General features: G+C 63.1%; 20 protein-coding genes. 3 read left to right on the top strand and 17 right to left on the bottom strand.

Annotated elements, in window-relative coordinates; all coding sequences use genetic code 11:
- Nucleotides 1-33: 33 nt before the first annotated feature.
- Complete coding sequence (gene htpG / locus RND78_RS12115) at nt 34-1,938, bottom strand: molecular chaperone HtpG (protein ID WP_312729043.1); 1,905 nt, start codon at nt 1,936-1,938, stop codon at nt 34-36.
- Nucleotides 1,939-2,203: 265 nt separating this feature from the next.
- Between htpG and RND78_RS12110 the strand changes: the two genes are divergently transcribed.
- Together RND78_RS12110 and RND78_RS12105 are read left to right on the top strand one after the other, a co-directional pair.
- The gene (locus tag RND78_RS12110; RefSeq protein WP_312729041.1) at nt 2,204-2,977 is read left to right on the top strand and encodes a hypothetical protein; all 774 of its coding nucleotides are present in this window, start codon (nt 2,204-2,206) and stop codon (nt 2,975-2,977) included.
- A gap of 172 nt (nt 2,978-3,149) precedes the next feature.
- Nucleotides 3,150-3,431 carry a hypothetical protein gene (locus tag RND78_RS12105; RefSeq protein ID WP_312729039.1) on the top strand — a complete coding sequence of 94 codons (282 nt, stop codon included), beginning with the start codon at nt 3,150-3,152 and terminating at the stop codon, nt 3,429-3,431.
- Nucleotides 3,432-3,487: 56 nt separating this feature from the next.
- Here RND78_RS12105 and brnQ read toward each other — a convergent pair whose 3' ends face one another.
- The 10 genes from brnQ to sdhC all read right to left on the bottom strand — a co-directional run bounded on the left by brnQ (nt 3,488) and on the right by sdhC (nt 16,565).
- Nucleotides 3,488-4,831, bottom strand: a complete 1,344-nt coding sequence (gene brnQ, locus RND78_RS12100) for a branched-chain amino acid transport system II carrier protein (RefSeq protein ID WP_312729037.1) — start codon at nt 4,829-4,831, stop codon at nt 3,488-3,490.
- 206 nt (nt 4,832-5,037) lie between these two features.
- On the bottom strand, nt 5,038-5,925 hold the full coding sequence (gene sucD / locus RND78_RS12095; protein ID WP_059226989.1) for a succinate--CoA ligase subunit alpha: 888 nt from the start codon (nt 5,923-5,925) through the stop codon (nt 5,038-5,040).
- Entirely contained in the window at nt 5,925-7,091 is a 1,167-nt protein-coding gene (sucC, locus tag RND78_RS12090) for an ADP-forming succinate--CoA ligase subunit beta (protein ID WP_059226986.1), read from the bottom strand. The genes sucD and sucC overlap by 1 nt, the downstream gene beginning before the upstream one ends.
- A 436-nt stretch (nt 7,092-7,527) precedes the next feature.
- The gene (lpdA, locus tag RND78_RS12085) at nt 7,528-8,964 is read right to left on the bottom strand and encodes a dihydrolipoyl dehydrogenase (RefSeq protein WP_059226985.1); all 1,437 of its coding nucleotides are present in this window, start codon (nt 8,962-8,964) and stop codon (nt 7,528-7,530) included.
- 79 nt (nt 8,965-9,043) lie between these two features.
- Nucleotides 9,044-10,264: a 2-oxoglutarate dehydrogenase complex dihydrolipoyllysine-residue succinyltransferase gene (gene odhB / locus RND78_RS12080; RefSeq protein WP_059226982.1), complete on the bottom strand. Its 1,221-nt coding sequence runs from the start codon at nt 10,262-10,264 to the stop codon at nt 9,044-9,046.
- Nucleotides 10,265-10,306: 42 nt separating this feature from the next.
- Nucleotides 10,307-13,138 (bottom strand): 2-oxoglutarate dehydrogenase E1 component, encoded by a 2,832-nt coding sequence (locus RND78_RS12075; protein ID WP_312729032.1) that lies wholly within the window; start codon nt 13,136-13,138, stop codon nt 10,307-10,309.
- Between the two features lie 186 nt (nt 13,139-13,324).
- Nucleotides 13,325-14,029, bottom strand: a complete 705-nt coding sequence (locus RND78_RS12070) for a succinate dehydrogenase iron-sulfur subunit (RefSeq protein WP_059226978.1) — start codon at nt 14,027-14,029, stop codon at nt 13,325-13,327.
- A gap of 11 nt (nt 14,030-14,040) precedes the next feature.
- On the bottom strand, nt 14,041-15,813 hold the full coding sequence (sdhA, locus tag RND78_RS12065) for a succinate dehydrogenase flavoprotein subunit (protein WP_312729030.1): 1,773 nt from the start codon (nt 15,811-15,813) through the stop codon (nt 14,041-14,043).
- 3 nt (nt 15,814-15,816) lie between these two features.
- Complete coding sequence (sdhD, locus tag RND78_RS12060) at nt 15,817-16,185, bottom strand: succinate dehydrogenase, hydrophobic membrane anchor protein (protein ID WP_312729028.1); 369 nt, start codon at nt 16,183-16,185, stop codon at nt 15,817-15,819.
- Nucleotides 16,179-16,565, bottom strand: a complete 387-nt coding sequence (gene sdhC / locus RND78_RS12055; RefSeq protein WP_177339194.1) for a succinate dehydrogenase, cytochrome b556 subunit — start codon at nt 16,563-16,565, stop codon at nt 16,179-16,181. Before sdhC ends, sdhD begins: the two co-directional genes overlap by 7 nt.
- Before the next feature lie 347 nt (nt 16,566-16,912).
- On the opposite strand from sdhC, the gene gltA reads away from it, so the two are divergent.
- Nucleotides 16,913-18,193, top strand: coding sequence for a citrate synthase (gene gltA / locus RND78_RS12050; RefSeq protein WP_312729023.1), 1,281 nt, complete (start codon nt 16,913-16,915; stop codon nt 18,191-18,193).
- A 136-nt stretch (nt 18,194-18,329) separates the two neighbouring features.
- Here the strand turns inward: gltA and RND78_RS12045 are convergent, their stop codons facing one another.
- The 6 genes from RND78_RS12045 to ppsA form a co-directional block, all read right to left on the bottom strand.
- The gene (locus RND78_RS12045; RefSeq protein WP_312729022.1) at nt 18,330-19,385 is read right to left on the bottom strand and encodes an OmpA family protein; all 1,056 of its coding nucleotides are present in this window, start codon (nt 19,383-19,385) and stop codon (nt 18,330-18,332) included.
- 100 nt (nt 19,386-19,485) lie between these two features.
- Nucleotides 19,486-20,070, bottom strand: coding sequence for an RNA polymerase sigma factor SigX (gene sigX / locus RND78_RS12040; RefSeq protein WP_312729021.1), 585 nt, complete (start codon nt 20,068-20,070; stop codon nt 19,486-19,488).
- 56 nt (nt 20,071-20,126) lie between these two features.
- Nucleotides 20,127-20,951 carry a mechanosensitive ion channel family protein gene (locus tag RND78_RS12035; protein ID WP_312729020.1) on the bottom strand — a complete coding sequence of 275 codons (825 nt, stop codon included), beginning with the start codon at nt 20,949-20,951 and terminating at the stop codon, nt 20,127-20,129.
- Between the two features lie 5 nt (nt 20,952-20,956).
- On the bottom strand, nt 20,957-21,217 hold the full coding sequence (locus RND78_RS12030) for a CrfX protein (protein WP_312729018.1): 261 nt from the start codon (nt 21,215-21,217) through the stop codon (nt 20,957-20,959).
- A 48-nt stretch (nt 21,218-21,265) separates the two neighbouring features.
- Nucleotides 21,266-22,267, bottom strand: coding sequence for a zinc transporter ZntB (locus RND78_RS12025; RefSeq protein WP_312729016.1), 1,002 nt, complete (start codon nt 22,265-22,267; stop codon nt 21,266-21,268).
- Between the two features lie 148 nt (nt 22,268-22,415).
- Nucleotides 22,416-24,785, bottom strand: coding sequence for a phosphoenolpyruvate synthase (gene ppsA, locus RND78_RS12020; RefSeq protein ID WP_312729014.1), 2,370 nt, complete (start codon nt 24,783-24,785; stop codon nt 22,416-22,418).
- Nucleotides 24,786-24,825 lie beyond the last annotated feature (40 nt).

The raw sequence follows: 24,825 nt of genomic DNA, 5'->3' as shown, positions 1-24,825 counted from the left end.
GAGAGAAGCCCGCCGAGGCGGGCTTCTGCATCTTTAAGCGGACAATTCCACCAGCAATTTGTTTAACCGGCGGACATAGGCGGCCGGGTCCTTGAGGCTATCACCGGCCGCCAGCGCAGCCTGATCGAACAGGATGTGCGACAGGTCGGCGAAACGATCCTCGTCGGGCTCGCCGTCGAGCTTCTCGATCAGCGGATGCTGCGGGTTGATCTCGAAGATCGGCTTGGAATCCGGGGCCTTCTGGCCGCTGGCTTCCAGGATGCGGCGCATCTGCAAGCCGAGGTCCTGCTCGCCGATGGCCAGGATCGCCGGTGAGTCGGTCAGGCGATGGGAGACGCGTACCTCGCTGACCTGGGCATCCAGGGCCTGCTTGAGGCGTTCCACCAACCCTTCCTTGGTCTTGGCGACCTCTTCCTGGGCTTGCTTGTCTTCTTCACTATCCAGCTTGCCGAGATCCAGATCGCCACGAGCGACATCGACGAAATGCTTGCCGTCGAATTCGGTGAGGTAGCTCATCAGCCACTCGTCGATGCGATCGGTCAGCAGCAGCACCTCGACACCCTTCTTGCGGAAGACTTCCAGGTGCGGGCTGTTCTTGATCTGGGCGTGGCTCTCGCCGGTCAGGTAGTAGATCTTGTCCTGGCCTTCCTTCATCCGGCCAAGGTAGTCGGCCAGGGAGACGTTCTGGGCATCATCGCTGTTGTGAGTCGAGGCGAAGCGCAGCAGACCGGCGATCTTCTCGCGATTGGCGAAGTCTTCCGCCGGACCTTCCTTGAGCACCTGGCCGAAGTGGCCCCAGAACGACTGGTACTTCTCCGGCTCGCTCTTGGCCAGCTTCTCCAGCATATCCAGCACGCGCTTGGTCAGGGCCGACTTCATGGAGTCGATCACCGGATCCTTCTGCAGGATCTCGCGGGAGACGTTCAGCGACAGGTCGTTGGAATCCACCACACCCTTGATGAATCTCAGGTAGAGCGGCAGGAACTGGTCGGCCTGGTCCATGATGAAGACGCGCTGCACATAGAGCTTGAGCCCCTTGGGTGCTTCACGCTGATAGAGATCGAAGGGCGCGCGGGCCGGTACGTACAGCAGCGAGGTGTATTCGAGCTTGCCCTCGACCTTGTTGTGACTCCAGGCCAGGGGGTTCTCGAAGTCATGACCGACGTGCTTGTAGAACTCCTGATAGTCCTCGTCCTTGAGTTCGGTACGCGGACGGGTCCAGAGCGCGCTGGCGCGGTTGACGGTCTCCCACTCAGTCTCGGCCGGCTGCTCCTCGTCGCTGCCGTGGTGTTCCTTGGGCAGCTCGATGGGCAGGCCGATGTGGTCGGAGTACTTCTTGACCACATTGCGCAGGCGCCAGCCATCGGCGAATTCGGTTTCCTCGGGCTTGAGATGCAGCACGATGCGGGTACCGCGCTCGGGCTTGTCGATGGTGGCGACCTCGAACTCCCCTTCCCCCTTGGACGACCAGTGCACGCCCTCGGCAGCGGGCTGGCCGGCGCGACGGGTGTAGACATCGACCTGGTCGGCGACGATGAAGGCCGAGTAGAAGCCGACACCGAACTGGCCGATGAGGTTGGAATCCTTCTTCTGGTCGCCGCTGAGGTTCTTCAGGAAGTCGGCGGTGCCGGACTTGGCGATGGTGCCGAGATGCGCGATGACCTCTTCCCGGCTCATGCCGATGCCGTTGTCTTCGAGGGTGACCGTGCCGGCCTCCTTGTCGAAGCTCAGGCGAATCTTCAGCGTATCCCCGCCTTCGAGCAGTTCGGGCTTGGACAGCGCCTCGAATCTGAGCTTGTCGGCCGCGTCGGAGGCGTTGGAAATCAATTCACGCAGGAAGATTTCCTTGTTGGAATACAGCGAGTGAATCATCAGGTGAAGCAACTGCTTCACTTCGGTCTGGAAGCCTAGGGTTTCCTTTTGAGTCTCCACACTCATGCTACGAACTCCGCTATCGATAGATACGCACCAGTTGGTCTGGCGATGTGGCGGAGATGGGGGCTGCCAGTGGTATTTCAAGCCTGGCGCCCAGCGGGAGGCTGCCGTTCGTGGCCCGCTTCCCATTCCTGCCGCTACGGGTCCAGCGCCTCGCACGAGCGGCGCATAAGCCAACTTTCCCGGCAAGGCAATAGCGAATCTGACCGATTGCGCTCGCCTGGCTACCGGCCGATGGTGCCGCTCGATAGCCGCCCCAGGAGCCCCCATGCCGCAGCCTTCCGTGCCCACCACCCTGCTTCTCGCGACCACCCTGGCCCTGGTGGCCTGCGACCCGCCCGCGGAGCCAGCCAAGACCACTCCCCGAGCCGCCGAAGCGCCCCAGGCGAACAACACCGCCATCAGCGCCCTGCCCGCTCTGCATGTCGTCCTCACCTGGGAATCGCTTCCCAATGGTGAAAACATGGTGCTCAAGAACTATCGGGCGAAGCTCGAAGCCTGCCAGGGCGCCGGCTGGCCCACTCGGGCGCTGTCCGCTGATGAGGAAGCCAAGCTTGGCAAGGGCCAGGTCGACATTGCCATCGATGCCCGCCGCCAGGTCGCGCGCCAGATCCAGTGGACCTTCGGCACCGCTAGCGACGACGACCGCAGCACCTGCCTGATCACGCTGGAAGCGCACGAGGACCAGGACGAGATCGAGGACAAGGATGGTCTTTACGAAGCCATCGATGAGAGCACCCGTAACCAGGCGCGGCTGACCTATCAGGCCGCTGGCTGGACCTTGCTGGGCGAAGCCGAGATCCAGGGCCAGCCCTGTACCCGCTGGCGGAACGAGCGCCAGGAGGTCTGCATGTGGTCAGGAGGGCTGAAGTGGGGCTTCAGCGAAGCGCCGGCCGATGTAGCGGGCTGCACCATCGATGGCGCCGGCAACTATCTGACCGACATTCCGCTGCTGGGCGAGCCCCGGGAGGGTGGCGGCGGCTGCCGCTTGCAGGTCAAGTCGTTCAACCTTGGCCAGGGGCTGCTACCGACGAGCCAGTGAGGCGTCGGACCCAGGCCGAAGGCGCTCTCTACGCCGTGAAGCCCCAGGTAGACGCCTGCCTTCGTTAGTGAAGCCGCGCGTAATTCTGCAGATCAAAGCGACAAGGCGAGGAACTTAACTTTTGACCCGGCGCTCGAACGGGCTGTCGTGTAGTTCTATAAGGAGAAAACACATGAAAAAGCCCTTCGCTATTGCCCTGCTGTTCACTGCCGCCTTCGGCCTCGCCGCCTGTGACAAGCCTTCCGAAAACAAGGCTCAGGATGCTGCCAAGACCGAACAGAAAGCCCAGGAAAACCTGAACAAAGCCGCTGAGCAGAGCAACAAGGCTGCCGAGCAGCGCAACGAAGCCGCCAACGAGGCCGCCAAGGAGCAATCCAAAGGCGAAGCCACCTCGGTCAATCCGGCCACCGGCACCACCAGCAGCACCGCGCCGGCTACCCAGCCCAAGCCGTAAGCTGATTGGATACGAAAAAAGCCCGCTGTTGCGGGCTTTTTTGTGTCTAGCCGGAATCAAGAGCGCGAGGGGCGCCCCTCGACTTCCGGCTCTTCCACCGGCCCCTTGCTTCTCAAGCTTTCCAGAACCAGGGCGACGAGCCCTACCCCTACCGCTGGCAACAGCCAGCCCAGCCCCGTGTCGGCCAGGGGGAGCCAGAGTACCGCGGCATTCAGATAGGGCACCGTCAGGTGTGCGGCCTGCAGGCCATCGAGGATACCGAAGGCCAGGGCCACCAGCAGTACCGGACCGATGATGCGCCCGGGCGCCGCCCAGCGTGCGCTGAAGAAGCTCAGCACCACCAGGGCGATACAGGGCGGATAGATCGCGGTGAGGATGGGTACCGAGACCTGGATAAGCTGGGTGAGGCCCAGGTTGGACACCAGCAGCGAGAAGGCGGCCAGCAAGACCACCAGGCTGCGATAGCTGAACGGCAGGAACTCACTGAAGAACTCCGCACAGGCACAGGTCAGGCCCACCGCCGTAACCAGGCAGGCCAGGGTGATCAGCACCGCGAGGAAATCGCTGCCGACACTGCCGAAGGTGTGCTGTACATAAGCATGCAGGACCTCGGCCCCATTGCCGGCGTGCGGCACCAGAGCGCCACTGCCAGCGCCGAGCTGGAACAGGCTCAGATAGACCAGTACCAGGCCGACCCCGGCGATCAGGCCGGCGATGACAGTGTAGCGCGTCAGCAGCTCGGGCGCGGTCACGCCCCGGGCGCGGATGGCGTTGACGATGACGATGCCGAATACCAGGGCGCCGAGGGTATCCATGGTCAGGTAGCCGTTGACGAACCCCTGGGACAGCGCGCGCGACGCGTATTCGGGCGCCGCGGTCGCCGGGCCGCCGGCCGGCCAGAACAGCGCCGCACCGCCCAGCACCGCCAGCGCCAGGATCTTCAGCGGCCCGAGGAAACGTCCCACCGTATCGAGCAGTCGCCCCGGATAGAGGGACACCAGCAGCACCACCAGGAAGTACGCCAGGCTGTACAGGAACAGCGGGACCGGGCCCTTGCCCAGCAGCGGCGCGACGCCGACCTCGAAGGACACGGTCGCGGTCCGCGGCGTGGCGAACAACGGACCTACCGAGAGATAGCAGACGATGGCCAGCGCCCGGGCCGCCGTGCGGCCGAGCGGCTTGCTCAGGGCATCCATGCCGCCGCCGACCCGCGCCAGGGCGATCAGGGTCAGCACCGGCAGGCCGACCGCGGTCAGCAGGAAGCCCAGGGCCGCGCTCCAGACATGCTCACCGGCCTGCAGGCCGACAATGGGGGGAAAGATGATGTTGCCCGCGCCGACGAACAACGCGAACGTCATGAATCCAAGGGCCAGGACATCCCGGCTTTGCAAAGCTTTCATGGAAGGCAGTACCAGCAATGAGGAAAACGAGGCAGCCCGCCCTCGTGGGAGCAGGTCTTGGTAGAGCCACGGCGTGGCCGTTGGAGCGGAAAGGTTGTCATCCTAACGAATTAGCGGCGAAAAGGCAGCCGGCAGCTGATGAGGCGTCGCGGTCGCGCCCATGAAAAAGGCCGCCCGAAGGCGGCCTTTTCTACCGTCAGTCAGGCTCAGGCCTTCTTGACTTCCCAACCGGTCAGCTCGGCCAGGGCCTTGCCGATGTCAGCCAGGGAACGCACGGTCTTCACACCAGCGTCTTGCAGAGCGGCGAACTTCTCGTCCGCAGTGCCCTTGCCGCCGGAGATGATGGCGCCGGCATGGCCCATGCGCTTGCCGGGCGGTGCGGTGACACCGGCGATGTAGGACACCACCGGCTTGGTCACGTTGGCCTTGATGTAGGCCGCGGCTTCTTCCTCGGCGCTGCCGCCGATCTCACCGATCATCACGATGGCTTCGGTCTTCGGATCGTCCTGGAACAGCTTCAGGATGTCGATGAAGTTCGAGCCCGGGATGGGGTCGCCGCCGATGCCCACGCAGGTGGACTGGCCGAAACCGGCGTCGGTGGTCTGCTTCACGGCTTCATAGGTCAGGGTGCCGGAACGCGACACGATACCGACCTTGCCCGGCAGGTGAATGTGACCGGGCATGATGCCGATCTTGCACTCGCCGGGGGTGATGACGCCGGGGCAGTTCGGGCCGATCAGGCGTACGCCCAGTTCGTCGCACTTCACCTTGGCATCCAGCATATCGAGGGTGGGGATGCCCTCGGTAATGCAGACGATCAGCTTGATGCCACCGAAGGCGGCTTCCAGGATGGAGTCCTTGCAGAACGGAGCCGGAACGTAGATCACCGAGGCGTCGGCGCCGGTGGCTTCCACGGCTTCGCGCACGGTGTTGAACACCGGCAGACCGAGGTGAGTGGAGCCGCCCTTGCCGGGGGTCACGCCGCCAACCATCTGGGTGCCGTAGGCGATGGCCTGTTCGGAGTGGAAGGTACCCTGGCTACCGGTGAAGCCCTGGCAGATGACCTTGGTGTCTTTATTGATCAGGACGCTCATTACTTACCCTCCGCGGCCTTGACGACCTGCTGGGCAGCGTCGGTCAGGCTGGTTGCCGCGATGATGTTCAGGCCGCTTTCGGCCAGGACCTTGGCACCGAGTTCGGCGTTGTTGCCTTCCAGGCGAACCACGACCGGCACCTTCACGCCGACTTCCTTCACAGCACCGATGATGCCTTCGGCGATCATGTCGCAGCGCACGATGCCGCCGAAGATGTTCACCAGAACGGCCTTCACGTTGCTGTCGGACAGGATGATCTTGAAGGCTTCGGTCACGCGCTCTTTGGTCGCGCCGCCGCCAACGTCCAGGAAGTTGGCCGGCTTGCCGCCGTGCAGGTTGACGATGTCCATGGTACCCATGGCCAGACCGGCACCGTTGACCATGCAACCGATGCTGCCTTCCAGGGCCACGTAGTTCAGCTCCCACTTCTGCGCATGGGCTTCACGGGCGTCGTCCTGCGACGGGTCGTGGAAGGCGCGCAGCTTGGGCTGACGGTAGATGGCGTTGCTGTCGATGTTGAGCTTGGCGTCCAGGCAGTGCAGGTTGCCGTCCTTCTTGATCACCAGCGGGTTCACTTCCAGCAGGGCCAGGTCGTAGTCCTGGAACAGCTTGGCCAGACCGACGAAGATCTGGGTGAACTGCTTGATCTGGTCACCTTTCAGGCCCAGCTGGAAAGCCAGGTCACGACCCTGGTAGGGCTGAGCGCCCACCAGCGGATCGACGGTGGCCTTGAGGATCTTCTCCGGAGTGTCGTGCGCGACCTTCTCGATGTCCACGCCACCTTCGGTGGAGGCCATGAACACGATGCGGCGGCTGGAACGATCGACCACGGCGCCCAGATAGAGCTCCTTGTCGATGTCGGTGCAGGATTCGACCAGGATCTTGCTGACCGGCTGACCGTTGGCGTCGGTCTGGTAGGTCACCAGACGCTGGCCCAGCCACTTGGCGGCGAATTCCTTGGCCTCTTCCTTGCTCTTGACCAGCTTCACGCCGCCGGCCTTGCCACGGCCACCGGCGTGGACCTGAGCCTTGACGACCCATTCGTCGCCGCCGATACGGCCGCAAGCCTCGTAGGCCTCCTGGGGGGTGTCGACAGCGTAGCCTTTGGAAACGGGCAGGCCGTATTCAGCGAACAGCTGCTTACCCTGATACTCGTGGAGATTCATGCTTGTCTACCGTTTTCGTTGGGTATTGCGCATTCGACGCTGTGCATTCTCCGAGCCGTCCACCGGACGGTCGCGGGCACCGCGCCACCTGTGACCCCTGCCCTAGTGCGGTGTCTCACACCACCCTAACAAGGATCCGAGGTGCCTTCCTGCGGTGGAGCCCTGCGGCTCCACGGCGGTCGGCTACCCCGTGGTTCTGTCAATCTTTTAGAACCTGTTCACGATCTGCTGCGCGTCGGCCAAACGGCGTTGAAAAGGCCCTGGGTCGTCAGCCCGCCTAGGCGGCCCCGTCGGAATGCTCATTTACCACTCGTAAACTCCGCGTCCTCAGGCCTTTGATTCGCTGGCGCTCACCCTACGGGCCAGCCGTTGGCTGTTACTCCCGTTGGTCGTTGCGCCTTGTTTGGCTCTAGCTCGCGAGATCGTAAACAGGTTCTTACCGCTTCTTGCGATTCACCGCGTGGATCGCATGACCGTTCACCGCCAGAGCCGCTTCGTGCAGCGCCTCGGACAGCGTCGGGTGCGAGAACACCATCATGCCCAGGTCTTCGGCGCTGGAGCCGAATTCCATGGCGATGGCGCCTTGCTGGACCAGCTCCGCCGCGCTCGGGCCGACCACATGGACGCCCAGGACGCGATCGGTCTTGGCATCGGCCACGACCTTGACGAAACCGGCGGTGTCGTTGGCTGCCAGGGCACGACCGCTGACCGCGAAGGGGAAGGTACCGACGTTGACTTCGACGCCTTCGGCCTTCAGGGCCTGCTCGGTCTTGCCGACCCAGGCGATTTCCGGGTGGGTGTAGATCACCGAGGGCACCAGATCGTAGTTCATCTGGGCTTTGTGACCGGCGATACGCTCGGCGACCATCACGCCTTCTTCCGAGGCCTTGTGCGCCAGCATCAGACCGCGCACGCAGTCGCCGATGGCGAAGACGCCCGGCACGCTGGTGGCGCAGTAGTCGTCGACGTAGATGTAGCCACGCTCATCGCTTTCCACACCGCTGTCGGATGCCAGCAGGTCGGTGGTGACCGGACGACGGCCCACGGCGACGATCAGGCGATCGAAGGTGATCTGCTTTTCTTCGCCGCCTTCGGTGTAGTTGACGGTGACTTCCTCGCCCTTGACCTCGGAGCCGGTCACACGAGCGCCCAGACGGATGTCCAGACCCTGCTTGGAGAGGATCTTGTAGGCTTCCTTGGAAACCTGGTCATCGGCGGCGACCAGGAACTTGTCCAGGGCTTCCAGTACGGTGACTTCGGCACCCAGGCGGGCCCAGACCGAACCCAGTTCCAGGCCGATCACGCCGGCACCGATCACGCCCAGACGCTTGGGCACGCTCTGGAATTCCAGGGCGCCGGTGGAGTCAACGATGACCTTCTGGTCCACCGGGGCCGGCGGGATGTCGATGGGACGCGAGCCGGACGCCAGGATGACGTTCTCGGCCTCGACCACCTGGACATTGCCGTCCAGGCCAGTGACTTCGACCTTCTTGCCGGACAGCAGCTTGCCATTGCCTTCCAGCAGGGTCACGCCGTTCGCCTTGAACAGGGTGGCCACGCCGCCGGTGAGGTTCTTCACGATCTGGTCCTTGCGGCCGATCATGGTGGGCACGTCGATGGTGACGTTCGGCGCGTCGATGCCGTGGACCTTAAAGCCCTCGTGGGCCTCGTGGTACTTGTAGGAGCTGTCCAGCAGCGCCTTGGACGGAATGCAACCCACGTTCAGGCAGGTACCGCCCAGGGCGATCTTGCCTTCCTTGCCCTTGTAGCGCTCGACACAGGCCGTCTTCAGACCCAGCTGCGCGGCGCGGATGGCGGCCACGTAGCCACCAGGGCCGGCGCCGATCACCACTACGTCGAATTTGTCGCTCATACACTAATCCCCTTGGAGCAGCTTCAGGCATGAAAACTTGAGCGGTGCGTGGCCCCTGCCCTGCACCGCGAGAGCCGGATCAGATGTCCAGCAGCAGACGCGCCGGATCTTCCAGCAGGTCCTTCATGGTGACCAGGAAGGTCACGGCTTCCTTGCCATCGATCAGACGATGGTCGTAGGACAGCGCAAGATACATCATCGGCAGGATCACTACCTGGCCGTTCACCGCCATCGGGCGCTCCTGGATCTTGTGCATGCCCAGGATCGCGGTCTGCGGCGGGTTGACGATGGGGGTGGACAGCAGCGAACCGAAGACACCACCGTTGGAGATGGTGAAGGTACCACCCTGCATGTCTTCCAGGGTCAGCTTGCCGGCCTTGGCCTTCTTGCCGAACTCGGCGATGGTGCCTTCCACTTCCGCCAGGCTCATGAACTCGGCGTTGCGCAGGACCGGAACGACCAGGCCACGGTCGCTGGACACGGCGACGCCGATGTCCTGGTAGCCGTGATAGACGATGTCGTTGCCATCGATGGACGCATTGACGCCCGGCTGACGCTTGAGCGCCTCGGTGGCGGCCTTGACGAAGAAGGACATGAAGCCCAGGCGCACGCCATTGTGCTTCTTCTCGAACAGGTCCTTGTACTTGGAACGCAGGTCCATGATCGGCTTCATGTTGACCTCGTTGAAGGTCGTCAGCATGGCCATGCTGGACTGGGCTTCGACCAGGCGCTCGGCGACCTTGGCCCGCAGGCGGGTCATGGGCACGCGCTTCTCGGTACGGTCGCCAGCGGCGGTCACCACCGGAGCGGCGGCAGCGGCCGGCTTGGCAGCCGGAGCAGCGGCGCCGGATTTCTTGGCTTCGACGGCAGCGACGGCGTCTTCCTTGGTGACGCGACCGCCCTTGCCGGTCCCGACCAGGGTAGCCGGATCGATACCGTTCTCTTCGGCGATCTTGCGTGCGGCGGGAGCCAGGATCGGGTCCTCGTCACTACCGGCGGCAGCGGGCGCAGCGGCCGGGGCACTGGCAGCAGCCGGCTGGGCAGCCGGTGCGGCAGCGGTGGCGCCCTCTTCCACGCGAGCGATGACTTCTTCGCTCAGCACGGTGTCGCCTTCGTTCTTGATGACCTCGGCCAGGACGCCGTCGGCAGGTGCCACGACTTCCAGCACGACCTTGTCGGTTTCGATGTCGACCAGCAGTTCGTCACGCTTGACCGCTTCACCGGGCTTCTTGTGCCAGGTGGCGACGGTGCCGTCAGCGACCGATTCCGGGAAGGTAGGGGCTTTGATCTCGATAGCCATTCTATGAATTTCCTTAGTGATCTCTAGTAGTCGCGTGGCGAATCAAACGGAGAACGCATCTTGCAGCAGTTTTTCCTGCTGCTCGGCGTGCATGGAGGCATAGCCGCAGGCCGGAGCGGCGGACGCATCGCGACCGGCGTATTCCAGACCCAGGCCCTGCTTGTAGCCGGACACGGCGCGGCGCATGTGATGCTGGCTGCAGTACCAGGCGCCCTGGTTCATCGGCTCTTCCTGGCACCAGACCACACGCTCCAGATTCGGGTAGCCGGCCAGCACCTCGGCCAGGTCGTCTTCCGGGAACGGATAGAGCTGCTCCAGACGGACGATGGCGATGTCCTGGCGATTCTCGCTGCGGCGCTTCTCCAGGAGATCGTAGTAGACCTTGCCGCTGCACAGCACCAGGCGCTTGACCTGCTGGGCATCGATGGGGTCCAGCTCGTTGATCACGGTCTGGAAGGAGCCATGGGCCAGGTCTTCCAGGGTCGAGATGGCCAGCTTGTGGCGCAGCAGCGACTTGGGCGTGAGCACCACCAGCGGCTTGCGCAGGGGGCGGATCACCTGGCGACGCAGCAGATGGTAGATCTGCGCCGGGGTGGTCGGTACGCAGACCTGGATGTTCTGCTCGGCGCACAGCTGCAGGTAACGCTCCAGACGGGCCGAGGAATGCTCAGGACCCTGGCCTTCGTAGCCATGGGGCAACAGCATGGTCAGGCCGCAGAGACGACCCCACTTGATCTCGCCACTGGTGATGAACTGGTCGATGACGACCTGGGCACCGTTGGCGAAGTCACCGAACTGGGCCTCCCAGACCACCAGCGCGTTGGGCGTGGTGGTGGCGTAGCCGTATTCGAAGCCGAGCACCGCCTCCTCGGAGAGGAAGGAGTCGTAGATCTCGAACGACGGCTGGTTTTCCGCCAGATGCTGCAGGGGCACGTAGGGCACGGCATCCTTCTGGTTGTGCAGCACCGCATGGCGGTGGGAGAAGGTGCCACGACCGACATCCTGACCGGTGATGCGGATCGGATGGCCTTCGTGCAGCAGGGTGGCATAGGCCATGGTTTCGGCGAAGCCCCAGTTCAACGGCAGGCCGCCGGCGGTCATCTTCTGCCGGTCTTCGTAGATCTTGCCAACCTGGCGCTGGATAACGAAGCCCTCGGGAGTCTCCAGCAGCTTGTTCGCAAGCTCCTGCAGCGTCTTGAGATCGAAGCCGGTGTCGTGCCGCGCGGTCCAGGCATGGCCCAGGTAAGGCTTCCAGTCGACGAACAGGTCGCGATTGGGTTCCTTGACCAGGCTGGCCACCACGTGGCGGCCCTCGTCGAGGGCGCTGCGGTAGGCTTCGAACTGCGCCTGGACCTGCTCGGCGTTGACCACGCCGGCCTGGGTCAGGGCATCGGCGTAGAGGTCGCGGGTGGTGCGCTGCTTGGCGATCTGCTGGTACATCAGCGGCTGGGTGCCGCTCGGCTCGTCGGCCTCGTTGTGGCCGCGACGACGGTAGCAGACCAGGTCGATGACGATGTCACGCTTGAACTGCATGCGGTAATCGACCGCCAGCTGAGTGACGAACAGCACCGCCTCGGGATCATCGCCGTTCACATGGAAGATCGGCGCCTGGATCATCTTGGCGACGTCGGTGGCGTACTCGGTGGAGCGAGCATCTTCCTGGCGGTTGGTGGTGAAGCCCACCTGATTGTTGATGACGATATGCAGGGTGCCACCGGTCTTGTAGGCCCGGGTCTGCGACATCTGGAAGGTTTCCATGACCACGCCCTGCCCGGCGAAGGCAGCATCGCCATGGATGGCTACGGGTATGACCTTGTCGCCGGAGCGGTCGCCGCGGCGATCCTGGCGGGCACGGACCGACCCTTCGACCACCGGGGAGACGATCTCCAGGTGCGAGGGGTTGAACGCCAGCGCCAGGTGGACTTCGCCACCCTGAGTCATGACGTTGGACGAGAAGCCCTGGTGGTACTTCACGTCACCAGAGCCCAGCTCGACCAGCTTCTTGCCTTCGAACTCGTCGAACAGGTCGCGCGGGTTCTTGCCCAGGGTGTTGACCAGGACGTTCAGGCGGCCGCGGTGGGCCATACCGATCACCAGCTCCTTGACGCCGTAGGAGCCGGAACGCTGGATGATCTCGTCGATCAGCGGGATCAGGCTCTCGCCGCCTTCCAGACCGAACCTCTTGGTGCCCGGGTACTTGGTGCCCAGGTACTTCTCCAGGCCCTCGGCGGCGGTCAGACGCTCCAGCAGATGGGTGCGGACTTCGGCGGAATATTGCGGGCGGCCACGGACGCTTTCCAAACGCTGGAGGAACCAGCGGCGCTCTTCGGAATCGACGATGTGCATGAACTCTGCACCGACCGTGCGGCAATATGTCTCTTGCAGCGCATCCCGGATTTCGCGGAGAGTTGCCTCCTCTTTGCCGATGAACAATTCACCGGTACGGAAGGTTGTATCCAGGTCAGCGTCGGTCAAGCCGTAGTGGTTGAGCAGCAGATCGGCAGGCGGTTGACGCTTCCACAGGCCCAGCGGATCGAGCTGGGCGGCCTGATGGCCCTGCAGACGGAACGCCTGGATCAGCCGCAGCACTTCGACCTGCTTCTTTTCGTGTTCGGAGCTTACGGTACCGGCCGATACCGGTTGCGCCCGCCGCTGGTTCTTGCCCAGCAGGACGAAATGATCACGGATCGCGGAGTGCGCGACGTCCGGTGAATTGCCGGTTACCGCGGGCAGCTTCTGGAAGTAGGTACGCCATTCTTCCGGCACTGCGTTGGCATCGTGCAGAAACAGCTCATAGAGCTCTTCCACGTAGGCAGCGTTGCCGCCGGACAGGTGAGCGCTGTCCCACAGTTGCTGCATCTGACTTTCGTGCATCTAGTTCACCCCTTCGGCAGAGATAGCATCAGCCGATGACCCAACCCATCTCTGGGGCCTGGTCGCTTTGCGGCTGCGCCGACGCCCGGATGGAATTCCGGGTATCCCTGAATGGACGTTGGTTGAATCAAGCTATCAAGGTCACTAACGAACCCGCCCGGCACAACTGGCCGGGCGGGACGTGGATCAGGTACCGCTCTGCAGCAGCATCGCCCGAACGTGGCCGATGGCCTTGGTCGGGTTCAGCCCCTTGGGACAGACCGCCACGCAGTTCATGATCGAACGGCAGCGGAACACGCTGAACGGATCGTCCATGGCAGCCAGACGCTCCTCGGTCTTGGTGTCGCGGCTGTCGGCCAGGAAACGATAGGCTTGCAGCAGCGCCGCCGGACCAAGGAACTTGTCGGGGTTCCACCAGAAGGACGGGCAGGACGTCGAGCAGCAGGCGCACAGGATGCACTCGTAGAGGCCGTCGATCTTCTCGCGATCTTCCGGGCTCTGCAGACGCTCGATGGCAGGTGCCGGCGTCTCGTTCTGCAGGAAGGGTTTCACCTTCTCGTACTGCTTGTAGAAGATGCTCATGTCCACGACCAGATCGCGGATGACCGGCAGACCGGGCAGCGGGCGCACCACCAGCTTGTCGTTCTTGACCACGGCCGACAGCGGCGTGATGCACGCCAGGCCGTTCTTGCCGTTGATGTTCATGCCGTCGGAGCCGCACACGCCTTCGCGGCAGGAACGACGGTAGGAGAAGCCTTCATCCTGCTCTTTGATCAGAGCCAGGACGTCCAGCACCATGAGGTCCTTCCCACCGGTATCGACCTGGAACTCCTGCATGGACGGCAGGCCGTCCTGATCCGGGTTGTAACGATATACGCTGACTTTCAACATGGTGGTCACCTTTAGTAAGTCCGAACCTTGGGTTCGAACATCGGTACGGTCTTGGGCGCGAAATTGACTCCACGCTTGGAGACCCGCTTTTCACCGGGGAAATAGAGGGTGTGGCACAGCCAGTTCTCGTCGTCACGCTCTTCGAAGTCTTCGCGAGCATGGGCGCCACGGGACTCCTTGCGGTTCTCGGCGGCGATGGCGGTCGCCTCGGCCACTTCGAGCAGGTTCTGCAGCTCGAGGGCTTCGATGCGGGCGGTGTTGAAGCCCTGGCTCTTGTCGTTGATCTTGACCTTGGCGATGCGCTCACGCAGGTCGGCCAGCTCAGCGATACCCTTCTGCATGTACTCGCCGGTACGGAACACCCCGAAGTAGTTCTGCATGCAGGTCTGCAATTGCTTGCGCAGCGTGGCGACGTCTTCACCGGTGGTGCGCTCGTTGACGCCGGACAGGCGCTGCAGCGAAGCTTCCAGGTCGCTTTCCGAAGCACCGCGATGCTCGATGCCGTCCTTGAGCGCCTTCTCCAGGTGCAGGCCGGCCGCGCGACCGAAGACCACCAGGTCGAGCAGCGAGTTGCCACCCAGGCGGTTGGCACCGTGCACGGACACGCAGGCCACTTCGCCCACGGCGAACAGGCCCTCGATGATCTTGTCGTTGCCGTTGGCGTCCTGAGTGATGGCCTGGCCATGAATGTTGGTGGCGATGCCGCCCATCATATAGTGGCAGGTGGGGATCACGGGGACCGGTGCGACGACCGGGTCGACGTGGGCGAAGGTCTTGGACAATTCGCAGATGCCGGGCAGGCGGCTATGCAGCACCTCTTCGCCCAGGTGGTCCAGCTTCAGCAGCACGTGGTCGCCATCGGGACCGCAGCCATTGCCGGCCAGCACTTCCTTGACCATGGAGCGGGCGACCACGTCGCGGCCGGCCAGGTCCTTGGCGTTGGGCGCATAGCGCTCCATGAAACGCTCGCCGTGCTTGTTGATCAGGTAACCACCCTCACCACGGCAACCTTCGGTGACCAATACCCCAGCGCCGGCGATGCCGGTCGGGTGGAACTGCCACATCTCGATGTCCTGCACCGGTACGCCAGCGCGCAGGGCCATGCCGACGCCGTCACCGGTATTGATTAGGGCGTTGGTGGTGGAGGCATAGATACGGCCCGCACCGCCGGTGGCCAGCACGGTGGCCTTGGCCTTGACGTAGACGGTCTCGCCGGTTTCGATGCAGATGGCGATGACGCCGACGACGACGCCATCCTGGTTCTTCACCAGGTCCACGGCGTACCACTCGTTCAGGAACACCGTGTTGTTCTTCAGGTTGCCCTGATAAAGAGTGTGCAGCAGGGCATGACCGGTACGGTCGGCAGCGGCGCAGGTACGCGCGGCCTGGCCACCCTTGCCGTAGTCCTTGGACTGACCACCGAAGGGGCGCTGATAGATGCGGCCCTGTTCGGTACGGGAGAACGGCAGCCCCATGTGCTCGAGTTCGAACACCGCTTCCGGACCCACGGAGCACATGTATTCGATGGCGTCCTGGTCACCGATGTAATCGGAGCCCTTGACGGTGTCGTACATGTGCCAGCGCCAATCGTCGTTCGGGTCGGCCGAGGCGATGGCGCAGGTGATGCCGCCCTGGGCGGACACAGTGTGGGAACGAGTCGGGAAGACCTTGGTGATCACCGCGGTCTTGTGACCGGACTGGGCCAGCTGCAGGGCAGCGCGCATACCGGCGCCGCCGCCACCTACGATGATGGCATCAAACGAAATATGACGAATTGTGGACATTGATCAAACACCCCAGAAGATCTGCACGCCCCAGACGAAGAACGCGAACATCGCGAACCCGCATACCGCCTGGAAGAGGAAACGCACGGCGGTGGCACCCTTGCCGATCGCCATGGTGGTCAGGTAGTCGGTGGAAATGGTCCACATACCGACCCACGCATGGACGCAGATGGACACCAACGCCAGCAGGCTGAAGATGCGCATCAGGGTGTGGGAGAACAGCCCGTGCCATTGCTCGTAGGTGAGCCCTGGGTGAAGGATCAGAAAGCCGATGAGAAACAGAAAGTAGACCGCGAGGACGACTGCCGAGACCCGTTGCGCCATCCAGTCGTAGAGACCGGAACGCGAAAGATTGGTGACGTTGGTTACCATACCCAAACCCCTGCCAGAATGATCAGAACTGCGGAAATGACCAGCACTAGCTGCGCGCCCAGCTTGCCACCCTGCAGGGTTTCACCGGCACCACCATCCATGATCAGGTGCCGAATGCCGGCGACCAGGTGGTAGAGCAACGCGGACAGCAGACCCCAAATCACGAGCTTGACCAGCGGATGCGCCAGAAAAGCCTTCACCTGGCCGAAGCCTTCCTCGCTACCCAGCGACAGGTGCAGCCCATAGAGCATTACCGCGATGCCGAGGAACAGGATGACGCCGGAGATACGGTGAAGGATCGAGGTATAAGCTGTGATAGGAAGTTTGATGGTCCTGAGATCTAGGTTTACAGGTCGTTTGCTATTCACGGCTTCTTTCACACTGAGGGCCCAATTGCGATCAGGCTAGTTATAGGAGATCCCACATCTGCTACACGCTTCCTGTTGGAAGCGTCTCGACCGCTCGGCGTCAGCTCACCGACCCGGTACGGTCGGGCGAGAATTATAGACAGTTAGCCTACTCATGACAAACGCGGATGCCCGATTCCGACGTCGTCAGCTGATATTCAGAAGCCTGCGTGTTAAGGTCTTTTCGCCGCACAATCCGGCCATAAAGCCCCTCTAGGCAGATATTTTCGTAAATTGACTTTCAAATTTATCCCTCTATAGTGGGCGAGGCCCTGAGTGGAGGGTTTATTGATGATTTCAAAGCAAAATAAGGAGGCCTAATGGCTGACAAGAAAGCGCAGTTGATCATCTCGGGAGCGGATCCGGTTGACCTGCCCGTTATGTCCGGCACCCTTGGCCCGGACGTGATCGATGTTCGCAACCTCACCTCCACTGGTGTGTTCACCTTCGACCCGGGCTTCATGTCCACCGCGTCCTGCGAGTCCAAGATCACCTACATCGATGGTGACAAGGGCATCCTGCTGCACCGCGGCTATCCCATCGAGCAATTGGCGGAGAAATCCGACTACCTCGAGACCTGTTACCTGCTGCTCAAGGGTGAATTGCCGAACACGCAAGAAAAAGCGGCGTTCGTCGATACCATCAAGAACCACACCATGGTTCACGAGCAACTGAAGAACTTCTTCAACGGCTTCCGTCGCGACGCGCACCCCATGGCCATCATGTGCGGCGTGGTCGGCGCTCTCTCGGCCTTCTACCACGACTCCCTGGACATCACCGATCCGCAGCACCGCGAGATTTCGGCGATGCGCCTGATCGCCAAGATGCCAACCCTGGCCGCCATGGTGCACAAGTACTCCATGGGCCAACCGATGATGTACCCCCGCAACAACCTGGGGTATTCGGAAAACTTCCTGCACATGATGTTCAACACCCCGTGCGAGGAAAAGCCGATCAGCCCGGTGCTCGCGCGCGCCATGGATCGCATCTTCATCCTGCACGCCGATCACGAGCAGAATGCATCCACCTCTACTGTCCGCCTGGCCGGCTCCTCGGGCGCCAACCCCTTCGCCTGCATCGCCGCAGGCATCGCCGCCCTCTGGGGCCCGGCGCACGGTGGTGCCAATGAGGCGGTACTGAAGATGCTGGACGAGATCGGTGATGTCGCCAACATCGACAAGTTCGTCGCCAAGGCCAAGGACAAGAACGATCCGTTCAAGCTGATGGGTTTTGGCCATCGCGTTTACAAGAACTTCGATCCGCGCGCTACGGTGATGAAGCAAACCTGTGACGAGGTCCTGGCCGAGCTGGGCATCAACGATCCGCAGCTGGAACTGGCCATGCGCCTGGAAGAGCTGGCCCGGAAGGATTCCTACTTCGTCGAGCGCAACCTCTACCCGAACGTGGACTTCTACTCCGGCATCATCCTCAAGGCGATCGGTATCCCGACCAGCATGTTCACCGTGATCTTCGCCATGGCCCGCACCGTCGGCTGGATCTCGCATTGGCAGGAAATGCTGTCCGGTCCGTACAAGATCGGCCGGCCACGCCAGCTGTACACCGGCGTGACCCAACGCGACATCCCGGACGATCGCGGCTGATCGATCCGCCAGGAATAACCCCGCCTCGGCGGGGTTTTTTTATGCCTGCGGCACCTCGACCGAAGGCTGGCGCCAAGAACGCCAGGTATAAAAAAGCCCGCACTAGGCGGGCTTTTTTGAGTCTGGATCAGGCAGATTACTTGGCCTGAGCTTCGACTTCGGCTTCTACGCGACGGTTAACAGCGCGACCGGCTTCGGTGGCGTTGTCAGCAACCGGGCGGGATTCGCCGTAACCAACAGCGTTCACGCGGCTGCCTTGCACGCCGTACTGGTTGACCAGGACGTTACGCACGGCATTGGCACGACGCTCGGACAGCTTCTGGTTGTAGGCGTCGGTGCCGACGGAGTCGGTGTGGCCTTCAACGGTGGTGCTGGTCTGCGGGTACTGCTGCATGAAGTCAGCCAGGTTCTTGATGTCGGCGTAGCTGTTGGGCTTGACCACGGCCTTGTCGAAATCGAACTTCACGTCCAGCTCGACGCGAACGGTTTCGGCAGCAGCCGGGCAGCCGGTAGCGTCAACGGTGACGTTGGCCGGGGTGTTCGGGCACTTGTCGACGTTGTCGCAGACGCCGTCGTTGTCGGAGTCGGTGCAGACGTCGGCAACGGGAGCCGGGGCCGGAGCCGGGGCAACGGCTTTCTTGGTGGAACCACCGAAGTTCAGACCAACACCTACAGCAGCGCTCCACTCGGTGTCGCCGTAGTCGATGTTGTAGTTGGCTTGCACGCCGGTACGGGCGTACAGGTTCTCGGTGAAGTAGTACTTCAGACCGGCGCCGACGTTGGCGTAGGTAGAACGGTCACGACCACCTTCGTTGATGTCGCGGTTGCTGATGGACTGGTGAGCGAAGCCACCGGACACGTAGGGACGCAGACCTACACCCGGCTGACCGAAGTGGTAGTAGGCGTCCAGAGCGGCCAGGCTGCCCTTGATGTTCTTGTGGCCCAGGTCATGGTCGCCACGGGCGTTGTGGTACTCACCGTAGGACAGCGCCAGCTCGACGTCGTCGGTCAGGAAGTAGCCAACGGAGCCACCGTAGAGGTCAGCGTTGGTCATGTTGCGCTGGCTGTCGGTGAACAGACGGCTGCCAAACAGCTCGGTCTCGACGGCGCCTTGACCTTGTGCCAGGGCGCTCAGCGAGGCGCTTGCCAGCAGGGAGCCGATCACGACGCCCAAGGTGCTCTTAAGTTTCATCCTTTGTATCCCCATTCTAGTGGTACTAATTCCGGCAATCTCCGGAGGCTTCGACAACAAGTTTTCGTGAAGTTCAAAAACTTACGGCAGACTCATCCCGTCAGCTCTCAACTTCCGCTGCGAACTTGTCACGCAGTTTGTCGAGTGCCCGCTTGTATCGCATCTTGGTGGCACTGAGGCCCATGTGCATGATATCGGCGATCTCCTGGAACTCCAGTTCGGCGACGAAGCGCAGCACCAGAATCTCCCGATCGACCTGCCCCACATGGACCAGCCAGCGATCCATCCCTCCCTTTTCTTCCAGCTTCGGCGCCCGTTCTTCCGAGGCTTCTTCCATCGGATCCAGGCTTAATGCCTCCACCAGTCGCCGCTTGCGGCGCTCCTTGCGGTACTGAGTGATGCACTCGTTGTAGGTAATGCTGTACAGCCAGGTCTTGAATTTCGATTTCCCCTCGAAATTCTTCAAACCGTAAAGCACCTTCAGCATGATCTCCTGGCAGACATCGTCCGCGTCCCGGTCGTTCCCCAGGTAGCGGGCGCAGACGTTGAACAGGGTGCGCTGGTAACGGCGCATGAGTTCTTCGTAGGCTCGCGTCACGTGGAAGAGTTCACCATGCGCACGCTGCACCAGCTCTTCGTCGCTGAGCGTGGTCGGGTCGTAGGCATGGGGGGCGGACTTGTTCAAGACGGGAGATGACTACCAAAAATTGGCGGGCATGATAGCCATCTCCGCAGCGCCTGTCAGCGGCTGCGCACCTGAGCCTCCAGTAATAGACGGTTCGGCAGCGAAACGATGTCGCCCTCCCCGGTCAGGATGAGGGTTTTCGCGGTACCTATCTCCTCGATCTCGCCTTCGACGTCCGCCAGGGTCACCCACTGCCCCACTTCATAGAGTTCGCGTACGTAGATGCCCGCCAGAATCTGCGAGACTAACCCCCGGCTACCGAGTCCCAACGCCAGGGCCGCGGCCAGGGCGAAGGCGGTGAGCACGATGGCGATGACCATGTTCAACAGTTCGGTCTTGATCTCCAGCTGGCCGACGGCGACGGAGATCGAGATGATGATCACCAGGCCCTGGGCCAGACGCCCCAGGCCCGCGGCGTAGTCCAGGCCGACGCCCTCGGCCGCGCCATGGACCAGGCCGCTGACCAGTTGCGCCAGCAGCACGCCGACGATGAGCACCAGGGCGGCGCCGAAGATCTTCGGCACGTAGAGCGCCATGACGTCCAGGGTGGAGGAGACGCGCTGCAGACCCAGGGACTCGGCGGCCGAGACCAGGAACACCAGCAGCACGAACCAGTAGACGATGCGGCCGATCAGGGTGGTGACCGGCATGCGGATGCCGATCTTGGCCAGTTGCTTGGTGACCCCGGCGCCGGCGAGCACCCGGTCCAGGCCGAGTTTGGCCAGCACCTTGGAAAGCACGGTATCGAGGATCTTGGCGACGGCGAAGCCGGCCAGGATCACCACCAGGGCGCCGAACACGTTCGGGATGAAGCCCGCCACCTTGCTCCACAGGGTGGTCATGGCGGACAGCAGGCTTTGGGTCCAGATATCGAATTCCATCTACTTCAGGATCTCCGCGAAGAAGGATCGGTCCGCCCGGTGCGACGGGACCGCGGCTTCAGATGAGGGGCGCCGTTGCCCAGCGCCATCAGCAGCGCCGACACCCAGTGGCGGCCGATCAGATCGAAGAGCGCGCCGGCGCCGACCTGGCGGTTGGCGGTCTTGAGCACCCGATGCAACCGGGCCTGGTCATCGCCCTCCTCGTCCTGGGCTTGCGCCGGGGTATTGAGGAGCGCCTTGAGGGACGCTTCGAAGGGATCGTGCATAGGCACCTCGCTGGTCGTGTTCTCTTGACGCAACGAGGTGCATGCGGGTCACAGCCAACGCAGTCGCCGGAACAGCCAGACCTGGAAGACCGACACCGCGGCGATCAGCAGGCAAGCGGCCACGAAGCCGAAGGGTGACGACGATCCCGGCAAGCCTCCCATGTTCATCCCCAGCAGGCCGGTGATGAAGCTGATGGGCAGGAAGAAGCCGGTGATGATGGCAAGCAGATAGAGGGTGCGATTGGTTCTTTCGGTGGTCGCCCGCTGTTCGGCGTCCTGTAGCAGCGCGACCCGTTCACGCATGACCTCGAGCTCTTCCAGATTGCGCACCAGGCTGTTATGCAGTTCGCTCCAGTAGCCTTGGCTGGCCGCCTCGACGAACCAGGCGGGCTTGCCGCGGGCGAGATCGGCGTAGATGTCGCGTTGCGGGGCCAGGTAGCGCCGCAGTCCGGTCGCGCGGCGCCTGAGGGTCAGCACCTGGGCGTGATCGGGCAGGCTGTTCTCGTCCTGATCGACCTGCTCTTCGAGGCCATCGAGCTGATCGGAGAGACCACGAACCAGATCATCGACCCGACTGGTCATGTAGCTGGCGAGGTAGAGCACCAAGTCCTCGGCGCTCTGGGCACCGATGCCCGCCTCCAGGTCTTCCTGGACCTCGGCAGCGGCCTTCATGGGCCTCATGCGCAGGGAGATCACCCGGCGTCTGTCGACGAACACCCGTAGCGAGACCATGTCTTCGGGGACGGCACCGGGATTGAGGTTCACCCCGCGCAGGAACAGCAGCAGGCTGTCGTCGGGCTGATTGACCAGGCGTGGACGGGTAGCCTCCTCGAGCAACAGGTCGCAGGCGAATTCGCTCAGGCCGCTGGACTGGCGCAGCCAGGCCTGGGCCTCGGGGACGCTGCGGTCCCAGTGCAGCCACAGGACTTCATTGGGTGTGGGTTCGACGTCGGCCAGTTCGCGCCGGCTCAGGCGGCGACCGCCGCCACGGCCGTCGAGGAGATAGCCGTAGATCAGGCCCTGTTCCACATCGCTGTCGTACTGCTGCATCTAGTGTCTCTTGCAGGGATCGCGACCGTTCCGGTCAGGCGATCCGGCGAACGCGGCCCGGTGAGTGCAGCGGCGCGTTCGGGGGAAATGAATGGCTTGATCCCGGGAGAGGTCACCCCACCCTTGGCCGGCGGGGTGACCTTGGGGATCAGGCGCTGCCTTCGGCCAGGAAGAACCAGGTGTCGAGCACGGAATCGGGGTTCAGCGAGACGCTCTCGATGCCCTGCTCCATCAGCCACTTGGCCAGGTCGGGGTGGTCCGAGGGACCTTGACCGCAGATGCCGATGTACTTGCCAGCCCGGTTGCAGGCGGCGATGGCGTTGGCCAATAGCTTCTTGACCGCCGGATTCCGCTCGTCGAACAGGTGGGCGATGATGCCGGAGTCGCGATCCAGGCCCAGGGTGAGCTGGGTCAGGTCGTTGGAGCCGATGGAGAAGCCGTCGAAGTGCTCGAGGAACTCATCCGCCAGCAGGGCATTGGAAGGCAGCTCGCACATCATGATGACGCGCAGGTCGTTCTCGCCGCGCTTGAGGCCGTTCTCGCCGAGCAGTTCGACCACCCGCGCCGCCTCGTCCAGGGTACGGACGAAGGGCACCATGAGTTCGACGTTGGTCAGGCCCATCTCCTCGCGCACCTTCTTCATGGCGCGGCATTCCAGCTCGAAGCAATCGCGGAAGTTCTCGCTGATGTAGCGGGAGGCGCCGCGGAAGCCCAGCATGGGGTTCTCTTCCTCGGGTTCGTAGAGCTTGCCGCCGATGAGGTTGGCGTACTCGTTGGACTTGAAGTCCGACAGGCGCACGATGACCTTCTTCGGCCAGAAGGCCGCGGCCAGGGTGGATACCCCTTCCACCAGCTTCTCGACATAGAAGCCGACCGGATCCGAGTAGCCGGCGATGCGTTTGTCGACGCTTTCCTTCACCTCGAAGGGCAGGCTGTCGTAGTTGAGCAGCGCCTTGGGGTGGACGCCGATCATACGGTTGATGATGAATTCGAGGCGGGCCAGGCCCACGCCAGCATTGGGCAGCTGAGCGAAGTCGAAGGCGCGGTCGGGGTTGCCGACGTTCATCATGATCTTGAACGGCAGCTCCGGCATGGCATCGACCGAACTCTTGCGGATGTCGAAATCCAGTTCGCCTTCGTAGATCAGGCCGGTGTCACCCTCGGCGCAGGAGACGGTGACGGTCTGGCCGTCCTTGAGCAGGCTGGTGGCGTTACCGCAACCGACCACCGCCGGGATGCCCAACTCGCGGGCGATGATGGCGGCGTGACAGGTCCGGCCGCCCCGGTTGGTGACGATGGCACTGGCGCGCTTCATCACCGGCTCCCAGTCGGGATCGGTCATGTCGGAGACCAGCACGTCGCCAGGCTGGACGCGATCCATCTCGCTGACATCGCGAATGATCTTGACCTTGCCGGCACCGATGCGCTGGCCGATGGCCCGGCCTTCCACCAGTACCTGGCCCTTGTCCTTGAGCAGGTAGCGCTCCATGACGGTGGCGCTGGCGCGGCTCTTCACGGTCTCGGGGCGGGCCTGGACGATGTAGAGCTTGCCGTCGTCACCGTCCTTGGCCCACTCGATGTCCATGGGGCGGCCGTAGTGACGCTCGATGATCAGCGCCTGCTTGGCCAGCTCGGTGACCTCGGCATCGGTGATGGAGAAGCGGGCACGGTCCGCGGGCTCGACGTCGACGGTACGCACGGAGCGACCGGCCTTGGCTTCTTCGCCATAGACCATCTTGATGGCCTTGCTGCCCAGGTTGCGTCTGAGGATGGCCGGGCGACCGGCTTTCAGGGTGGGCTTGTGGACATAGAATTCGTCGGGGTTGACCGCACCCTGCACCACGGTCTCGCCCAGGCCATAGGCGGCGGTGACGAAGACCGCATCGCGGAAGCCGGACTCGGTGTCCAGGGTGAAGAGCACGCCGGCGGCGCCGGTCTCGGAACGCACCATGCGCTGCACGCCGGCGGACAGGGCGACCAGCTTGTGATCGAAGCCCTGGTGCACGCGGTAGGCGATGGCGCGGTCATTGAAGAGGGAGGCGAAGACTTCCTTGGCCGCGCGGATGACGTTGTCGACGCCGCGGATGTTGAGGAAGGTTTCCTGCTGGCCGGCGAAGGAGGCGTCGGGCAGGTCTTCGGCGGTGGCCGAGGAGCGCACGGCGACGGCCAGGTTGGGGTTGCCGGCGGAGATCTCGGCGAAGGCCTTGCGGATCTCGGCGTCCAGGCGCTCCGGGAAGGGGGCGTCCATCACCCACTGGCGGATCTGGGCGCCGGTCTTGGCCAGGGCGACGACGTCGTCGACGTCGAGGGCGTCGAGGGCGGCGTGGATGCGCTCGTTCAAGCCGCTCTGTTCGAGGAAATCGCGGTAGGCCTGGGCCGTGGTGGCGAACCCGCCAGGAACGGAGACGCCCGCGCCGGCCAGGTTGGCGATCATCTCGCCGAGGGATGCGTTCTTGCCGCCCACACGCTCGACGTCATGCACGCCGAGCTGCTCCAGTGAAATCACATACTCGTCCAAGGTCTTCTCTCCATCTTGTGTCTTTGTGGGAAAGCAGTAC

The organism is Pseudomonas oryzihabitans (assembly GCF_032027545.1).
Lineage (GTDB): Bacteria > Pseudomonadota > Gammaproteobacteria > Pseudomonadales > Pseudomonadaceae > Chryseomonas > Chryseomonas oryzihabitans_F.
The sequence above is the reverse complement of the archived record's forward strand: the minus strand, read 5'-3'. Positions and strand labels throughout refer to the sequence as shown.

What these genes read in the sequence shown, in the direction of transcription:
- htpG (WP_312729043.1), bottom strand. Translation starts at nt 1,938, where the DNA reads ATGAGTGTGGAGACTCAAAAGGAAACCCTAGGCTTCCAGACCGAAGTG.
- RND78_RS12110 (WP_312729041.1), top strand. Translation starts at nt 2,204, where the DNA reads ATGCCGCAGCCTTCCGTGCCCACCACCCTGCTTCTCGCGACCACCCTG.
- RND78_RS12105 (WP_312729039.1), top strand. Translation starts at nt 3,150, where the DNA reads ATGAAAAAGCCCTTCGCTATTGCCCTGCTGTTCACTGCCGCCTTCGGC.
- brnQ (WP_312729037.1), bottom strand. Translation starts at nt 4,831, where the DNA reads ATGAAAGCTTTGCAAAGCCGGGATGTCCTGGCCCTTGGATTCATGACG.
- sucD (WP_059226989.1), bottom strand. Translation starts at nt 5,925, where the DNA reads ATGAGCGTCCTGATCAATAAAGACACCAAGGTCATCTGCCAGGGCTTC.
- sucC (WP_059226986.1), bottom strand. Translation starts at nt 7,091, where the DNA reads ATGAATCTCCACGAGTATCAGGGTAAGCAGCTGTTCGCTGAATACGGC.
- lpdA (WP_059226985.1), bottom strand. Translation starts at nt 8,964, where the DNA reads ATGAGCGACAAATTCGACGTAGTGGTGATCGGCGCCGGCCCTGGTGGC.
- odhB (WP_059226982.1), bottom strand. Translation starts at nt 10,264, where the DNA reads ATGGCTATCGAGATCAAAGCCCCTACCTTCCCGGAATCGGTCGCTGAC.
- RND78_RS12075 (WP_312729032.1), bottom strand. Translation starts at nt 13,138, where the DNA reads ATGCACGAAAGTCAGATGCAGCAACTGTGGGACAGCGCTCACCTGTCC.
- RND78_RS12070 (WP_059226978.1), bottom strand. Translation starts at nt 14,029, where the DNA reads ATGTTGAAAGTCAGCGTATATCGTTACAACCCGGATCAGGACGGCCTG.
- sdhA (WP_312729030.1), bottom strand. Translation starts at nt 15,813, where the DNA reads ATGTCCACAATTCGTCATATTTCGTTTGATGCCATCATCGTAGGTGGC.
- sdhD (WP_312729028.1), bottom strand. Translation starts at nt 16,185, where the DNA reads ATGGTAACCAACGTCACCAATCTTTCGCGTTCCGGTCTCTACGACTGG.
- gltA (WP_312729023.1), top strand. Translation starts at nt 16,913, where the DNA reads ATGGCTGACAAGAAAGCGCAGTTGATCATCTCGGGAGCGGATCCGGTT.
- RND78_RS12045 (WP_312729022.1), bottom strand. Translation starts at nt 19,385, where the DNA reads ATGAAACTTAAGAGCACCTTGGGCGTCGTGATCGGCTCCCTGCTGGCA.
- RND78_RS12035 (WP_312729020.1), bottom strand. Translation starts at nt 20,951, where the DNA reads ATGGAATTCGATATCTGGACCCAAAGCCTGCTGTCCGCCATGACCACC.
- RND78_RS12030 (WP_312729018.1), bottom strand. Translation starts at nt 21,217, where the DNA reads ATGCACGATCCCTTCGAAGCGTCCCTCAAGGCGCTCCTCAATACCCCG.
- RND78_RS12025 (WP_312729016.1), bottom strand. Translation starts at nt 22,267, where the DNA reads ATGCAGCAGTACGACAGCGATGTGGAACAGGGCCTGATCTACGGCTAT.